The organism is Lacticaseibacillus jixianensis (genome assembly GCF_003946485.1).
In the GTDB taxonomy this organism is placed as follows: domain Bacteria; phylum Bacillota; class Bacilli; order Lactobacillales; family Lactobacillaceae; genus Lacticaseibacillus; species Lacticaseibacillus jixianensis.
On the sequence record NZ_RHOJ01000023.1, the window covers coordinates 23,131 to 39,796 of the forward strand.

13 protein-coding genes are annotated in these 16,666 nt (G+C 52.9%); 11 read left to right on the plus strand and 2 right to left on the minus strand.

The features are described from left to right. Window positions 1–20: 20 nt before the first annotated feature. The 4 genes from EKM85_RS09065 to EKM85_RS09080 all read left to right on the plus strand — a co-directional run bounded on the left by EKM85_RS09065 (window position 21) and on the right by EKM85_RS09080 (window position 3,818). Complete coding sequence (locus EKM85_RS09065) at window positions 21–344, plus strand: heavy metal-binding domain-containing protein (RefSeq protein ID WP_125586141.1); 324 nt, start codon at window positions 21–23, stop codon at window positions 342–344. Between the two features lie 191 nt (window positions 345–535). Then, complete coding sequence (locus EKM85_RS09070) at window positions 536–886, plus strand: helix-turn-helix domain containing protein (protein WP_125586143.1); 351 nt, start codon at window positions 536–538, stop codon at window positions 884–886. A 731-nt stretch (window positions 887–1,617) separates the two neighbouring features. Then, complete coding sequence (locus EKM85_RS09075; protein ID WP_125586145.1) at window positions 1,618–3,084, plus strand: ABC transporter substrate-binding protein/permease; 1,467 nt, start codon at window positions 1,618–1,620, stop codon at window positions 3,082–3,084. Beyond that, window positions 3,081–3,818, plus strand: a complete 738-nt coding sequence (locus EKM85_RS09080; RefSeq protein WP_125586147.1) for an amino acid ABC transporter ATP-binding protein — start codon at window positions 3,081–3,083, stop codon at window positions 3,816–3,818. The genes EKM85_RS09075 and EKM85_RS09080 overlap by 4 nt, the downstream gene beginning before the upstream one ends. Window positions 3,819–4,389: 571 nt before the next feature. Here the strand turns inward: EKM85_RS09080 and EKM85_RS09085 are convergent. Together EKM85_RS09085 and EKM85_RS09090 are read right to left on the minus strand one after the other, a co-directional pair. Then, a complete protein-coding gene (locus EKM85_RS09085; RefSeq protein ID WP_125586149.1) occupies window positions 4,390–6,240 on the minus strand; it encodes a glycoside hydrolase family 2 protein in 1,851 nt (616 codons plus the stop codon). 30 nt (window positions 6,241–6,270) lie between these two features. Further along, window positions 6,271–7,596, minus strand: coding sequence for a PTS sugar transporter subunit IIC (locus tag EKM85_RS09090; protein ID WP_125586151.1), 1,326 nt, complete (start codon window positions 7,594–7,596; stop codon window positions 6,271–6,273). A 246-nt stretch (window positions 7,597–7,842) separates the two neighbouring features. On the opposite strand from EKM85_RS09090, the gene EKM85_RS09095 reads away from it, so the two are divergent. The 7 genes from EKM85_RS09095 to EKM85_RS09125 all read left to right on the plus strand — a co-directional run bounded on the left by EKM85_RS09095 (window position 7,843) and on the right by EKM85_RS09125 (window position 16,625). Then, the gene (locus EKM85_RS09095) at window positions 7,843–8,574 is read left to right on the plus strand and encodes a GntR family transcriptional regulator (RefSeq protein WP_125586154.1); all 732 of its coding nucleotides are present in this window, start codon (window positions 7,843–7,845) and stop codon (window positions 8,572–8,574) included. Window positions 8,575–9,054: 480 nt separating this feature from the next. After that, a complete protein-coding gene (locus EKM85_RS09100) occupies window positions 9,055–9,741 on the plus strand; it encodes a GntR family transcriptional regulator (protein ID WP_125586156.1) in 687 nt (228 codons plus the stop codon). A gap of 113 nt (window positions 9,742–9,854) precedes the next feature. Beyond that, a complete protein-coding gene (locus EKM85_RS09105; RefSeq protein ID WP_125586159.1) occupies window positions 9,855–10,172 on the plus strand; it encodes a PTS sugar transporter subunit IIB in 318 nt (105 codons plus the stop codon). Continuing rightward, complete coding sequence (locus EKM85_RS09110) at window positions 10,162–11,568, plus strand: PTS sugar transporter subunit IIC (protein ID WP_125586161.1); 1,407 nt, start codon at window positions 10,162–10,164, stop codon at window positions 11,566–11,568. The genes EKM85_RS09105 and EKM85_RS09110 overlap by 11 nt, the downstream gene beginning before the upstream one ends. Next, on the plus strand, window positions 11,568–11,903 hold the full coding sequence (locus tag EKM85_RS09115; RefSeq protein ID WP_125586163.1) for a PTS lactose/cellobiose transporter subunit IIA: 336 nt from the start codon (window positions 11,568–11,570) through the stop codon (window positions 11,901–11,903). Before EKM85_RS09110 ends, EKM85_RS09115 begins: the two co-directional genes overlap by 1 nt. Continuing rightward, on the plus strand, window positions 11,896–13,380 hold the full coding sequence (locus EKM85_RS09120) for a sialate O-acetylesterase (RefSeq protein WP_125586165.1): 1,485 nt from the start codon (window positions 11,896–11,898) through the stop codon (window positions 13,378–13,380). Before EKM85_RS09115 ends, EKM85_RS09120 begins: the two co-directional genes overlap by 8 nt. A 1,112-nt stretch (window positions 13,381–14,492) precedes the next feature. Further along, window positions 14,493–16,625: a prealbumin-like fold domain-containing protein gene (locus EKM85_RS09125; protein WP_225418970.1), complete on the plus strand. Its 2,133-nt coding sequence runs from the start codon at window positions 14,493–14,495 to the stop codon at window positions 16,623–16,625. The last annotated feature ends 41 nt before the right edge of the window (window positions 16,626–16,666 follow it).

Sequence of the window (16,666 nt, forward strand, 5' to 3'; positions counted from 1 at the left end):
CGGGAAAAGGAGAAAAAACTATGGCTGAATTATTAGTGACCACGACCGAGCACGTGCCCGGCCACGAGTATGAGATCATCGGTGAAGTCTTCGGCGTCACCACCCAGTCGCGCAACATGGTGTCCGACCTCGGCGCCGGGCTGAAGAGCCTGGTCGGCGGCGAGATCAAGGGCTACACCAAGATGCTGTCGACCTCCCGCCAGACGGCCGTTGACCGCCTGCGCGACGAGGCCGCGGCCCAAGGCGCCGATGCCGTCGTCATGATGCGCTTTGACTCCGGCTCGATCGCCCAGGACATGCAGTCCGTCGTGGCGTATGGCACCGCGGTCAAGTTCACCGATTAACGGCAAGTGCAGGCTGCCTTGTGAACGGCGACAACCGCCAACGGGCAAGTGAAAAGGCGCGTCCTGAGGGCGGCGGCTGCTGGATAAGCAGCCGCGGCGGTTTGGGGCGTGCCTTTTTCCCATGCTCACAGGTGAACCGGCGCGGTGAATGCGCTACAATGGACACAGAGTGAACACCGGGAGGGATCGTCATGGCAACAGTTGAATTAAGGCGTTACACCGTTGTCAACGAGTACGGCGAATTCCTCGAAGACGACGACCTGCTGCTTTTGCCGGGGTGGACCAAGGATCTGAAGAAGACCTGGATCACCTACAGCGCGGTGGAGGCGCAGCGCGTCGCCCACCAGGCGGAAGGGGTCGCCTGCGAGATCAAGATGACGCCGCTGCAGCAGGACGACAACAAGCCGTCCCACCGCGGCGTCCCGATCTCCGTGCAAAAGCAGGTCATCACCCTCTGGCAACAGGGCATGTCGTACCGCAAGATCGCCAGCTTGCTGAAGATCTCCAAGTCGTCGGTGGGGAATATCGTGAATAAAGATTAGAAGGTGCGAAGGGTCGACGCACTTAGCGGGATGGATAGCCGCTACGCATGTCACCCTGTACGCCGTAAACGGCTACAGGGTGATCATATCCCGGAGCATTGCCGCCGAACTTTGGCGGCGAGGCTCCGGGCGTAGCTATCCACTCCCGCGTTGTCGACCCGCAGCCCAATTAGAAGGTGCGGAGAGGTCGCGCACTTAGGGGGACAGCCAGCCTAGCCACAAGTATTGCCGCTGTACTTTAGCGGCGATGCTTGTGGCGTAGCTGGATGCTCCCGCGTTGCGACCTCGCAGCCCGATTACAGCAAGGTGCGGAGGGTCGACGGTTTTAGCCCGACAGTCAGCCTAGCTCACGGCATTGCCGCCGTTTTTTGGCGGCGAGGCCGTGAGCGTAGCTGAATGCTCGGGCGTTGTCGACCCGCAGCCCAGTTAGGCGGCAAGCCTTTCGCCCTTAGCCATCTAAGAATAATCGTGTAAACAGCGTCAAAGTGAACCCCGCGGGAGTATGCCCCGCAGCAAGGCGACCCCTGATCCCCAGAGGCCGTCTTTTTGTGCACCCAATCCACTCCTTCCGGTCGGCCAACCGCCCCTGCGCCCGCTCGCCCATCCCCTCCCGAAGGACCCCGTGGCAGATATTCCCCCCCTCAATGTCAGGTTATCTAACATAATCGGTCGACACCCTCGCCGCTTTTCGCTATCCTTTTTGTATTAAGTCATGAAAGAGGCGATTTGGTGTGAGACGTCATTGGGGGATCATCGGGCTGGTCGTGGCCCTGGGCCTTGGCATTTTTTCCGGGCAGGTGGCTTCGCCCGAACGGGTGCAGGCGGCCGAGAAGACCTACACGATCGCGATGGACACGACGTTCCCGCCGTTCGAATTCGCCGATAAGAACAACAAGCGCGTCGGCATCGACATCGACCTGATCCGTGCGATCGCTAAGGCCGAGGGCTTCAAGGTCAGCCTGAAGGCCACCTCGTTCAACGGTGCGGTCCAGGAGCTCCAGGCCAATCAGGTCGACGGCGTCATGGCGGGGATGAGCATCACCCCCGAGCGCAAGAAGGTCTTTGCCTTTTCCGACCCGTACTACCAATCCGGGGTCGTGATGGCGGTGGCCAAAAGCGGCAAGGTCGCGCGGCTGAGCCAGCTGCGCGGCAAGCGCGTCGCCGTCAAAACCGGCACCGCGTCGGCCGACTACGCCAACCGCATTAAGCACAAGTACGGCTTCAAGACGGTCACCTTCGACGATTCCAACAACGTTTACCAGGACGTGCTGTCCGGCAACTCCGCGGCGTGCTTCGAGGATAAGCCGGTCATGCAGTACGCCATCGCGACCGGCCTGGGCCTGAAACTGGGCAAAATGAAGATGGCGATGGCCAACGACTACGGCATTGCCGTGGCCAAGTCGAACCCGGTGCTCGTGGCCAAAATCAACGCCGGCCTGAAGAAGATCCGCAAGTCCGGCGAGTACACCAAGATCGTCGAGAAGTACCTCGGCAACGGCTCGCAGGCGGACACGGACAAGAAGGCCAAGGAAACCAACGACACCAGCAGCAGCTTTTTCGGCCTGTTGCAGTCCAACAGCCAGACCCTGCTGGCCGGGCTGGGCGAGACGCTGCAGCTCACCGTGGTCGGCATCATCTGCGCCACGGTGGTCGGCATTCTGGTCGGCCTGCTCGGCGTTGTGCCAAGCAAAATCGCGCAGGGCGTCGCCACCACCTTCATCTACGTGTTCCGCGGCCTGCCGCTGATGGTCCTGGCGCTGTTCATCTACACCGGCGTGCCGATGGTCATCGGGGCCAAGATCCCGGCGTTCGTTGCCGGCATCGTCACCCTGACGCTGAACGAGGGCGCCTACACCGCGGCCTTCGTAAAAGGCGGCATCGGCGCGGTTGACGGCGGCCAGATGGAAGCCGCCCGCAGCCTGGGCCTGCCTTGGGGCAAGGCCATGCGGCGCGTCATCATGCCGCAGGGGATCCGCATCATGGTCCCAAGTTTTATCAACCAATTCATCATCACCCTGAAGGACACCTCGATCCTGTCGATCCTGGGCCTGATGGAGCTGACCCAAACCGGGAAGATCATCATCGCCCGCAACATGGAAGGCTTTAAAATCTGGACCATGGTGGCGCTGATCTACCTGATCATCATTACGCTGCTGACTTGGCTGTCCAACTGGGTGCAAAGGAGGGTGCGCGCATGACTACTCGCATCGAAATGAAGAACGTTGTCAAAAAATACGGCGCCAACACCGTGGTGAGCGGCGTGAACCTCAAAGTCGAGGACGGCGAGGTCGTTGCGATGATCGGCCCGTCTGGTGCCGGCAAGTCCACCGTGCTGCGGATGATGAACGGCCTGGAAACCACAACCGCCGGCGAGATCCTCATCGACGGCATCGACATTGCCAAACCCCACGTCGACATCGATAAGGTCCGTGCCAAGATCGGGATGGTGTTCCAGCATTTTAACCTGTTCCCCAACATGTCTGTGTTAGGAAATGTGACGCTGGCGCCCACCGAGCTCGGCCTGATGACCAAGGAAGAAGCCGACAAAGAAGGCCGCCGCATGCTTGACAGCGTCGGCCTGGCCGATAAGGTCGACGCCATGCCCAGCACCCTGTCCGGCGGCCAAAAGCAGCGCGTCGCCATCGCGCGGGCGCTGACCATGCACCCGGACATGATGCTGTTCGACGAGCCGACCTCGGCGCTGGACCCCGAAATGGTCGGGGATGTGCTCGGCGTCATGCGCAAGCTCGCCAAGGAAGGCATGACCATGGTCGTCGTCACCCACGAAATGGGCTTCGCCAAGGAGGTCGCCGACCGCGTCGTCTTCTTTGAAGGCGGCGAGATCCAGGAATCCGGCACCCCGGCGCAGGTCTTCGAGCACCCCAAGAACGAGCGGCTGCAGAGCTTTTTGCAGAAGGTGCTGGAGGCCTGATCAGCTTGTGGACTAACAACTAAAGCAGAATAGTGCCCCGTGATCGGTAGACTCGGGCCCCGTCAAGTGACAGGGACCCGAGTGCTGCGACTGCGGGGCGCTTTTTTTGCCTTCACGGGTCAGGGGAAGACCTCCGTGCGTCTTGCCCTCCCTTTAATCGATTGAGTTTAGACAAAATTGGCAGATTTTTGAAAAACCATTCAGGATATCTCTTAGTTTTGCGTGAAATTGGGAGATATTTTTAACCGTCACATAAAATGTGTAGAAATGTACCATAGAATGTTAAAATTCAGACGCAAAGAGGAATTCCATTGACTCAGCCGGACAGCTACCGGCAACAGGGTGCGGACGCTTACGGGCGTCCGTTTTTGTGCTTAGTATTTAGGTACCGCGATGATCGAATGGACCGAGCATTCATAGAGTGCCTTAAAGTGTCGCTGCGCCCTTGTAGCCACGCAAAAAGCTGCCGGATCGTTACGGGTATCCGACAGCTTCTTGGGGATTTACAGCGGCGATGGCGTGATGTCTGAGAGACTAACAGGCAAGCGCCCCCGTCAGCGCCGCTGCAATTTTAGCGGTCCGATTCAGGCGATTCACTGTGAACGGTGGGCCTGGAAAGGGGCTTGATGGCAAATATCTGGTGGTATTCCTCTAGCGGCAGTTTGGCGCGGCGATCAGCGGTGAGCAAGCCATTGACCTCCTGCTCAACGTCGGCGAGCTGAGTGAAGCAGTAGCCCCACAGTGCAGATGATGCGGTGATGGCCGCCATTTCCATCCGCAGCTGCTTTAGAAAGGCTGCCTTGTCAGCGTCATTGAAGTACTGATCGGCGCTTCCAGTATCAGACGGCTGGGTCTTCACCCCGCCAAACTCGGTGAGAATGAGCGGCTGGCCTTGGTAGTGATAGCCTTTTGCCATGACCGCCCAAGCGGCATCAGGCTGAGTTAAGAGCCCGGTTTGATCCGCCATCGAGGCTTTGAACCGCCGATACTTTGGATCGTCTTCAGACTTGCCATGCAGGTAATTGTGCAACGTGACAATATCGGCAGTGGTGTTCTCCCAGCCGTCGTTTGAACCGACCAGCCGCGTCGTATCAAGGGTGTGAAGAAGATGATACAGCGTCTCGGCAAAATGTTGCTGCTGAACACTGAGGTGGATCTTATTGACCCCCCAGCTCTCATTTAGCGGGACCCAGACGATAATGGAAGGGTGGTTGTAATCGCGCGTCACGGCGTCTTCATACTCTTGGATAAGCCGCGTACTCATTTTCTTGCTGAAGTATGGGGCAGACGCCACTTCCTCCCAGACGAGGAAACCAAGCTTGTCGGCCCAGTAAAGGAATCGTGGATCCTCCAGCTTTTGGTGCTTACGGCAGCCGTTAAAGCCCATCGCCTTCGCCATCTTGATATCCTGAACGAACGCCTCGTCAGAGGGTGCGGTCAGGATCCCGTCAGGCCAGTAACCCTGGTCTAGGACCAGCCGCTGGTAGTAAGGTCGGCGATTGAGGTAAATCATGCCGTTTTCGGTGGTGACTTCCCGGAAGCCGAAGTATGAGGTGACGTGATCAAGGACCTTCTTGCTGTCGTCTGCGCTCGTCAGTGTGAACTCGACGGTAAACAAGTTGGGATGCTCAGGCGTCCAGGTCCAGCCGTCGTCGTGCGTGTAGGTCCGCAGGATGTGGTTTTGAATCAGATCGTAAGCACGCTTGATACTGGAGGTCACTACCAGCATCTCGTCTTCAGCGACCACCTGGTTCTTAAAGGTAATCTTGCAGTGCAACTTGCTGCCGATGGCCTCATCACTGAGCGCAATCTCGGTTTGCTCCGAGTCTTGATCAAACAATGAGGTGAACTGGACTGACTGGATGCGGCGGCGGTTAACGGCTTCTAACCAGACCGTCTGCCAGATCCCGGTGGTATTTGTGTACCAGATGCTGCCTTGTGGCTTCATCCAGGCCTGCTTACCGCGAGGAATCGTTTCGTCCGTCGAGCGATCTTCAACATAGACGCAGAGCGACTGCGAAGTCGTCTCTGGGTTAAGGGCTTCAGTAATGTCGAAGCAGAAGGGAGTCTCGCCTCCAGAATGCTCGCCGACAAAAGCGCCATTAACAAATACTTTCGTCGCGTAATCAACTGCACCGAAGTGGAGGAGGACCTGCTTGTCGGCGCCCACCGGAGCGAGCCTAAATTCGCGTGAGTACCAGACGTGATCGTGTTGTTCATTAATGTGAATGGTGCTCAGTGAAGACTGGAAGGCAAACGGGACTTCAATACTACGTTTCAGTGATTGGGGCAAGCCGTTGCGGGGCCAGTTTTCAATCATGCCACGTTTGGCGTCATCAAAAGCAAAGTCCCAGCTGCCGTTTAGGTTTTGCCAGTCGGTGTTGCGGACTAATTCGGGACGAGGGTATTCTTCTCTAAGCATTTAAGGACCTTCCTAAAACTAAATCTCCGGTTAATTATTTTGAGCAGCAACTTGCTGTTCGTTCACGTGCGCAGCGACTCTCAGGAATGGGACGTAGAAGAGCGTGGTCAGCACGAGAATAAAGAGCTGGACAAGGACGACCTTGTAGTCGCCTTGGCTTGCCAGAAAACCACTGAGCAGCGGCGGTGTCGTCCAAGGTACCATGACACTCAAAGGCTTAACCAAACCGATGACAGTCACGAAGTACCCAATCAATGAACCGATTACAGGGCTGAGTACAAATGGAATCATCAGCGGAATGTTGAAGACCACTGGGAAGCCGAAGATGACTGGTTCAGAAATTTCAAACAGCGACGGCGCCAAGGCCAGTTTCGACACATCACGGTAAGGCTTGAACTTGGAGAAGATCAAAGCCGCCAGCACAGCAGCCAAGCACATCCCGGTACCGCCCATCTGTGAGTAAACGGTCGTGAAGTCAACGTTGATAATGTTAGTTGGAGCGTGACCGGCGCTAACTTCCTGCATGTTTTGGTTAATGTTCATGATGAGAAATGGATCGAGCAGGGAGCCATTGATGACTGACTGGTGAATCCCCAACGTGAACAGGAAGTTGCCAGTTGAGTAAATCAGTAGGAACCCAAGCAGTGACGTGTTAACGCGGCGCAGTGGTTCCTGAACGATTTGAGAAATCAGGGTGATCAAATCAGTATTAAAACCGCTGATCAAAATAGCAGAGACAAGGGCGAAAATAATCAGTGTAAACGCTGATGGCAGCAGCGAAGCAAAGCTCTGGCCAACCGCCGGTGGAACTTGATCGCCAAGATTGATCACTAACTTTTTCGACTTGGAAAAGGCCATGAAGAGTTCGGTCGCAACCAAACCGGTAATGATCCCGGCGAACATTGAGGTGGTCCCCAGTTGGGTGTAGAGGACCGCACCCGTGATGTCGACCGCCTTTTTGGCCCCAGTCGGAACAACGGAGTAGTGCAGTGCCATCATGATAAACAGTGCTGAGATGGAAACCGCGACCGCGCCGATAGGGTTGTGAAAGCCTTTATTCTTTGCCAGGAAGTAGGCAATCATTGGTGCAATCAAGATGCTGGCAATGTTGAGCGTCCCGTTTGTGATTACCGAGCCAAAGGCCTGGAATTTCAGGAGCATATTACCATGCAGAATCCACGGAAAAATGACATTGTTGATCAAGACGCCCATGCCAGCCAGAATAAACATCGGCATGATAGTTGCAAACGAATCACGTAATGAGCGGAGATGGACTTGATTGCCTAACTTCACCGAGAATGAAGTGAAGCCATCTATGAACCGGGACCATCTAGACTTCTTAACTTCAGTAGCCATACTAATATCCCTCTTTTGAAATTGAATTTAGAAGATAATGTCTGAACGCCGAACCAATTTTTCGACCCCGCACATCGCTCCTTTCGGGTCTCAGTATAAGCGCTTACTTTGATAATGTAAACTCATTAATTAAAAAGAAAAGGCATTTGTTCATATGCTATAATATTAAGGAGTGTCAAGTCACTCAGCGCGTGCGCCAAACCGTTGGCGGACGCGTAGAATAGAAGTCATGAGGGGGTGAAGCCGATGCCAAAATACAAAAGCATCGCGGATGCGATTCGGCATAGAATTGCAGATGCGACATATTCACCAGAGAATCCAATCCCGGACCAGGAGACATTAGCCGACGAGTTTGACGTTAGCCGGATGACCATTCAAAAAGCCCTGGGCCTACTAACAGCCGAGGGGCTCATCTATAGCAATAAACGTTCAGGGACCTATGTGCGCAAGTTTCCTAAGATCAATGACCGAGACGGGATTGTCTTGAATCTGAGCGGGCCGGACCTGCTCGACGGGTTGGTGAGGCAAGGGGCAGACATTCAGCAACGGATCCTTCATTTTGAAGTCCGGTATGCCCGTGATACGGAAACCGAGCCGCTTAATATGAAGGGTAATGAGCTGATCTATGATATTCAGTTATTACGCTTGCTGGACGAGGAACCGATAGAGCTTCGCGACACCCTGATGCCGTTTGACCTCGTCCCTGGACTAAAGCACGACATGATGAATGAGTCGGTTTATACCTATATCCAGGACACCCTCGGGAAACATATTGGCTCTGCGGTGAGGAGCTTTCGGGTGGCGAAGGCCAACGAGGAGAGCCAACGCTTTCTCCAGCTAGATCCAGAAGCGCTGACTATCATGATGAAGCAGATTGTCAGCTTCCCCGATGGCACCCCATTTGAGTTGACGCACAGCTACTACCCTAATGACAAAATGAAGATGGAAATGTTTGTTTCGTCTTTTAACTGGAATTAACGCGCATTCAGTCTGGTGCGAGACTAGAGGGCGCTGACGGCAAGGCAGCGGCGAGAGCACCCCAGGACGACCGGCTGCATCGCTTCGTGCGAAGGTGCTGGAAGCCTGACTGAAGTGAATACGACTGCATTGAAGCCTCAGGGGCACCCCTGGGGCGTTTTTGGGCGTCTGCAGATTCAGACAATGGGGCTGCCTTTCCATTTGTTTCCGACAGAAGGCAACGATGTAGTGGTCTGGGGCATACTGGAGTCTATACTCGCTATCTGGCCTAGGTTTCTCGCCTAATTGCCCGCTCATTTACAGGTATTTTATTACTGATCGCTTCAGGTTTCTCCCAACTGGTAGATTTATGCCATGACGAAGACACAGTTGTTATGACAACTGCTGGAAAATATGATTAATCGATTTGACCGTGGTAAGATATGAGCGAATGAATATCGTATCTAGGCCGACACGAGAGTTAAGGGAGTAGATAGGTATATGAAGACGAAATATCAACTGATTGCTGATGCATTGCGACAGAAGATTACGAATCATGAATACGACGTGGGCGACCAGCTGCCTCAGGAAGAAGCGCTGGGGAAAGCTTACAATGCCAGTCGAATTACCGTTAGACGGGCGCTGGATGAGTTGCAGTCTGCCGGCTTGATCAATCGGGTTCAGGGCGCCGGGACGTTTGTCAAAAATGACCGAGAGTTGGAGGAAGAACAAGGGAGTTTTGACCTGATCGACCCTGCCACCATCTCCATCGATGTGTTGGATTTCGCAGTTACCAAGCCATCCGCGAGCATCAAGAAGCGGTTAGCAGTCAATGACTATGACTTCGTGTATGAGATCAAGCGGCGCTACATGTTTGAGGGCCGGGCAATTGGCTTCAACCACATCTGGATGCCCGTGAAGCTCATTCAAGGCATGCGGCTAGACGTCCTTAAGGGCTCGATCTATGACTTTCTGCAGAGTGATTTGGATTTAGCGCTTGAGTCCTCCAAGCGCTCTTTTAAGGTCGCACGGGCTGATGACGAGGTGGCTAAAGCCTTGGCAGTCGATGCCGGAACGCCGCTGCTTGAGGTCGTTCAGGAGTCCTATCTGTCTCAGGGGCGCAAGTTTGAGTACGGGAAAACGGAGATCGTCACCAGCCGGTACACCCTGCAAGAAACCATGATTTAAGTTTTTTTGCACGTAAATGTCATAACAACTATAAAAGGTATTGACTAATCAAAGGGCTAGTCCTATATTGACGGTGTAAGGGGTTACAAATTTTGTTTCAGGGAGGAATTGTTATGACTTTACGTGTTGGACTCTTTTGTTCGGGCGGGATGTCAACTAGCCTGATTGGCTCGAAGATGCAAAAGGTCTATGACGCCGCTAATCGTGATGTCAAAGTGACCGCGTCTGACTTGTCGATGATCGATGAAATCGGCGACGAGCTGGATGTGATCATCATCGCGCCACAGATCAGCTGGGCCGCTGAGCAAGTTAAGCAGCAGCACCCCAAGGCCAAGGTCGTCGCGTTGACCATGCAAGAATTTGGTCAGATGAATGGCCAAGTAATCGTCGATAAATTGGACAAGGAAGGAGTGACTAACGATGAAGGCTAGTGGCTGGACTCGCTTCCAAGCAGCCTTTACGAAGACTGCCGGGAAGATCGCGGCAAATAAGCTGCTGTTAACGCTCCGTGATTCCTTCATTCTGGTTGCTTCCACCACAATGATCGCCGGCTTTGCGACCATGATTTCCTCGGTTTTTGTCGATCCTTTAAACGGGTTGATCTTCGGCAAACAGGGGTTGCAGCTGGGTAAAGTAATTGCCGGTTCTTGGGGCGCATGGGGCAAATCAGGCCTGTACAATGGCTTGCTTTCGACCCAAGGGCTGATCAGTCTGATCGCCAATGGTTCCTTGAACCTGATGGCGCTTCTGTTGGTTATTGTGTTTGCTTACATCCTTTCACGGAAGTTCTACCGTAACAATAAAGAGCATATGACTTCCGTAATTTATGCGGTAGGCGCATTCTTCATCTGCCTGCCTTGGACTTTTAAATATGTTAACGGGAAGAGTACCGTTGACGTGACAAATGCCATCAATTCAACCTACCTCGGCACTCAAGGCGTGTTCGCCGCGCTGGTGATTTCCGGCCTGGCCGTGGTCATCTACAACGAGATCCTGAAGCGCAACATTACCATTAAGATGCCAGATTCTGTGCCACCAGCCGTTGCGCGCAGCTTTGAATCGCTGATTCCAGGCTTGGTCACCATGCTGTTCTTTGTCTGCGTGACCGGCCTGTCTAACACGCTGACTGGCAAGTCGATTCCGGACCTGCTGCTCTCACTGCTGCAAAAGCCAGCGATGGCCGTTGCCGGCACTGGCGCGTTTGCTTTTGTTTCACAGTTTACCTGGTCTTTGCTTCAGTGGTTCGGGATTCACCCAACTTCAATCTGGGGCCCAATCTTTGGCCTGACTTGGAACATTAATGATACGCAGAACATGTTGGGCCAGGCGCACCACCTGTACTCCACCATGTTCATGAACTTCTCGACCATTGCTGCTGGGACTTTTGCCTTGGCACCAGTGCTCGCGATCCTCATCGCATCACACATGGCTGCCGACAAGAAAATCGGTAAGATTGCCTTGATGCCAGCCATCTTCAACATTTCTGAGCCGATCACCTTCGGCCTGCCAATCGTTTTGAACCCAATCTACGCGATTCCATTCATTATTGTGCAGCCACTGTGCTTCTACCTGGCCGTATTCTTCACCAAGATTGGTTTCATTGGGGTCATTATGAACAATGTTCCTTGGACCGTGCCGCCGATTCTTTCCGGTTTGCTGTTCTCGGGGTCAATTAACGGGGCCATTGTCCAGCTGATCAACCTTGTTGTCGCGACCCTGATTTGGATTCCATTCGTTCAGGTATCCAACCGGATCAATGCACAGAAGCAGCAAGAAAAAGAAGACAAAGCAGCGCTTGACGATGCTGATAAAGGATCTGAAGCTTAATGGATGAGAAACAGTTACAACGTGCCATGCAGTTGATAGCGATCGCTGGTAACGCAAGATCAGAAGCCGTGAAGGCCATGCAGTTGGCCGACAATGAGCAATTTGACGACGCTGATGCGATGCTGGCCAAAGCCAAAACGGACCTTCATGATGCCCATAACATCCAGACCAAGTGGATGTCTGCAGAAATGAACGGTGAAGTGGTGGAGAAATCGCTGCTGCTGATCCATTCGCAGGACCACTTTATCGCGGCCGACATCATGATGACCGTTGCCACTGAGCATCTGATTCAAGCCAAGAAGTTGCATGCATTAGAGGCGAAGGCCAATGCTTAAGCATCCGATTCTCGCGCCACTCTTTTGCGGCGGGGCCATCCTGCAAGCAGCTAAGCCGGTCACGATCTTCGGCTGGGGGCCAAGCGGGGCACTCGTTCACGTCTCGCTAGGCAATCAAGCACACGAGACGGTGATCCCGGCCAGCGGTAAGTGGCAAGTTGGGTTTGATGCCTTCCCTTATCGGTTGAAGACGCAACTGACCATGCAGAGCGGTGACACCCAGGTGACTGAAGACGTTCAGTTCGGGGATGTCTACCTGCTGGCTGGCCAGTCAAACATCGAGTACAAGATGCGGGATGATGCCGAGTTTAAGGAAGAGCAAGCCAATTTCTCCGCCCAAAATATCCGCGTGTACTACACACCGCAAGTCGAGTACGAGAAGGAATTGACCTTCGGCTGGGGAGACGTGGTCAAGCCAGCATGGGCACCGCTGACGAAGCAGAATCTTGGCGACGTCTCGGCGGTCGGGTACTATGCCCTGAACAAAATCGCACACACAACGCCCGACATTCCGATCGGCATGTTGCAATGCTACAAAGGCGGGACGAGTGCCTCGAGCTGGATCTCTGAGGCGGCGCTTGTCGCCGACGATGCGCTCGCAAAGGCGTACATCGACCCCTATCATCGGGCGATCGATGGCAAGACCCAGGCTGATTTTGATCAGGCGGACCAGGCCTATAACACAGTGCTTGATGCCTACAACACCAAGAAGGCCGCGTATATCCAGGCCCATCCTGAGTTAAGCCTTGAAGCCGTCAAGGCGCACGTCGGGCATACCCCGTGGCCGCCGCCAATGCGGCCCGAGAGCTACCTGCGGCCGAACGGCTTGTTCCACACCATGGTTGAAAAGACCGCCCCTTACACCGTCAAGGCGATGGTGTGGTATCAAGGTGAGAATGATGCCGACCATGCCGCGTTGTATGAGAAGCTGCTGACGCGGCTGATCATCCAATGGCGCAGCACTTTTCAACAGAGCAGCTTGCCGGTTTACTTGGTGCAGCTCCCGCAGTATCAGGATGAACCACACCATGCCTGGGCAATGATCCGCCAGGCGCAGGTCACGGTCAGCCGCCAGCTCGAGGACATTCATCTGGTTTCCTTGGTTGACACGGGGGAACATCACAATATCCACCCGGTTCATAAGCGGACTGCTGGCAGCCGGCTGGGCAGTCTGATCCTTAGTCAAGGGCGGACGCCAAGTGTGGCTGCGGTGTCCAGGGCCGGCGACAAGATCACGGTGACGATCGATCCGGCCACCCGATTGGAGGACCGCGGTGGGGCGCCGGTTGAAGGGCTGCTCGACGGCAAGTGGGTGCCACTTCAATCGACCCTTCACGGGAACCGGTTGGTTATTACTGACACTGGCCACGTGCGAAAGATTCGCTATGCGTACCGTAACGCGCCAACTCCAGCATATTTCAATGAGGATGGTTATCCCCTTAGTCCATTCCTCCTGAATATCAGTGAGGTAGAGTAGCTTTTGATTGGCCAGTAGATTCACTGCACGAACGGAGAGAAGCCTGAAGAGGGCTTCTTTTCTTTCTGCTGATTTTAGCCAAACCGGGCAGATGTGGAAGAACGGTTTGGAATATCTCCTAATTTCAAAGGAAATTGGGAGATATTCCTCGGCGCAGTGTTCTATCTTTAAATATCGCCGTAATTGAGGAGCTATGAGCCTCTCACTGCGCATCATCAAGACGCCGGCGGTTTGCCAACGGCGTGCGAGTCAGCGTAGGCGCTGAAAGCCAAGCTTTAGGAATAGAAACCACGCGCTAGTCGGGCGATCACCCCTTGGAAAAGGGTGAATCGCTCGGCTTTTACGATGTCCTGACACTTATTTGGGCGGAAAATAGTATCTACGTACCAATAGTAATGATTAATAGTAAGCCGTTCTTCTAAAACCGGCAATACCGCAATTGATGGGAACCTGAAAACAGCTGTATTCGTTTTCTAAACATATAGTATGGTCCATAACAATTCGGTGAGAACGGCGGTACCATAACTGTTTATTGGGTTGACAACTAGACCAATAATGTCTACGTGGAATTAAGTTTGTTCTTTTAAAAAATTTTTTTGGCGCCGGCAACGGTTATTTATTTGTGTGCACCAATTATTGCTATTTGTGGTCGGCTGGCGTTTTCACGAATATTTTCAGTATTAGGATCAGATGACGCGTTTTATTATTATTATTCGTCATAATAAAGCATTTGTAACCAATATTTATTGGTGATATATTCGAGTCATTGCCGATCACGAGGAGACTATTTAGGTGTAGCCGAACGTTTGTAGGCGCACTTAAATGAGCTTCTCCGCGTCGGTCTTCGGGGGAGCTTTTTGATTTTCAGCGGTAACCAGCTGGCCTTGTCAGTGCCAGCTGACTGCGGTACCGTTTTCGACTTTCTTCGGGCGGCAAACGCCCAAAAGAAAGCCAATTTCGGCTAACCATCAAAGCAAATTTTTGCCCCCCGAGCAGTTCGTCGGAGGGCTTTTCTTGTCCCTCCCAACGGTTCAGAGCAGTGTACACCGGCCGACTTGCTCGGTAATGGCTGCGACCGGTCGGTGAATAGCAGAAGGGGGGTGCCAAGATTGATGAAGTGGCTTAAAACATTAACGCAACACAATCCTTCGCGGTGCCTTACTCGATTTGCCGGGTTGCTCCTGATCGTAGTAATGACTGCTAGTGAATTGATTCCGATCCCATATCGACAGACTAGAGCTGCAGATACGCCCACAATCACTACCTTAAAGCCAACTGATAGCGATGGCACATTCTATCAAGAATATCCAAACGCAAGGTATAACTTGCTAGGTGCGGCACAAAACTTTCATGTCTTTACCCATGCCTTCTACGGAAATACCTCAATGAGTGGTAATGTTGCTGCAGAATCGATTGATTTCAATCAGAGCTTTAATGATACTCGGAATAGTGGAGTAGTCTCTGACCTGGAAGTCAAAGACGCTAGCGGCCATCTTAGGGATACAATTCCGTATTATTTACAGCACGTTACGCAACTCATGGCGTCGTCTCTCTCGGCCGATAGTGGCAAGGCGGGGGGTGTGCAGTTAATCTTTGGCAGTGATATACCTTTGGCAAAGTCGACGAACAATCGTATTGAATATACTGGGGTTAATGGGACCACAGAGCTTGACCAGCCCACGACAGTCTACCGTGACCAAGACACTGATAATTCACCCTTCATCGACTTTGACTACGAGTTTAATCGTCTGCTGAGACTCTCTCGGGTATTTGCAGCCAGTGGGGCTAAGGAAGACGAAGGCCAGTCAGCAGGGGTTGTCGTTAAAGACGACGGAGATCAGAACCACCTTGAGTATGACGTTAGCAAAGCCGCGATTACCTATCCAATGCGTATTACAAAGCTTTCAACTAATGCCACTTCAAAAGTAACCACAGCACTTCCAGGTGCCGAATTTGCCGTCGACAAACAACAAGCAGATGGTTCGTATGTGCCGGTTCAGGAAAATGGTAAAAAAGTCACTGTAACTACTGGTGATGATGGGAGCGCGCGTTACGCAGCAACTAGCCCGGGTACGTACGCCTTTATCGAAATTAAAGCTCCCGATGGTTATACCAATGATCCGAGGCCGCATACGGTGAACGCTAGCAACCGTGATGCGACGTATATCAAGATGAGCGCTGCCACTGCTATGGGTACGAGTGCAAATAACACGGCCAGCAACATTGTTATCAAGGGGATTGATGCGAACAGCGATGATCCGAAAGAAACGGACACCAATCCAGGACCCATCATTATCAATGTTGACTGCAGTGACTATGATATTACCAAGCCTTATAAGTTCCCTAACCTTACTGTAGAAGATAGTGCTGGCAAGGCGATTGATGATATTAACTCAAGAGTACTATGGAATTTCTATAACGTGCCTAGCGTGTCCCCAGATAAAGTAGCCAGTGCAGGACTTCTTTCAGGACTTCCGGATGAGTTTAAGTCGGGCAAGGTTCTGGTCTTGGGTAATGATACCCTTCCTGGCACTGTCATCGCCCCGGAGGCCAATGTTGTTCTTAATACGGCCAAGTTGGCCGGGATGATAGCGGCGAATAATGTTGCGATGATGAACACCTCTAGTGAACGAATACCACTTGATTTTCCTCTGTTTGATGCAGCCAATGACATCCAGGTAAGCAACCTATCATATGCGGACACGACCAAGAGTCTGGAGGCCGAGAAGACTTGGCAGAGCTTACCTGGTTACACGCCGACAGCTAATTATCCTGATGTTGAGTTTACGTTGTTAGCCCGTGTAAAAGGGGGCGACAGTAAGTGGACCAAGATTGAGGCAACGAAACAGACGGTTGGTCATTCTGGGCAGAGTTGGACCGCGACATACCCAAGACTCCCGGTTTATGCACCAGATACAACTGATGCGGGAGATCCCCCGGATAAGGGGGCCGATTTAATTGATAAATGGGTTACAAATTATTACGATCCCTATCTGGCGGGAGACACGGCTGAACAAGCCTGGCTTAGCTCGTTAAAAGGGGACAAAGACCATAAGATGGAATATTCCATCTTGGAGAGTCACAGCCAAAGTGAGAATAGTCAGTTCCCTTACCTAGATACCTATCTGCCAACGGTGTCATTTGAAGATAACAAGATTAGTATTAAGAATCAACAGTATGGGCTTGAGATTGAAAAATATGCCCAAGATGACGGATTTACAATGCAAGTGCAACAAATTAGCTAAATAGAAAGACTCATAGCCTGAGTCCTTGTAAAATGGAATCA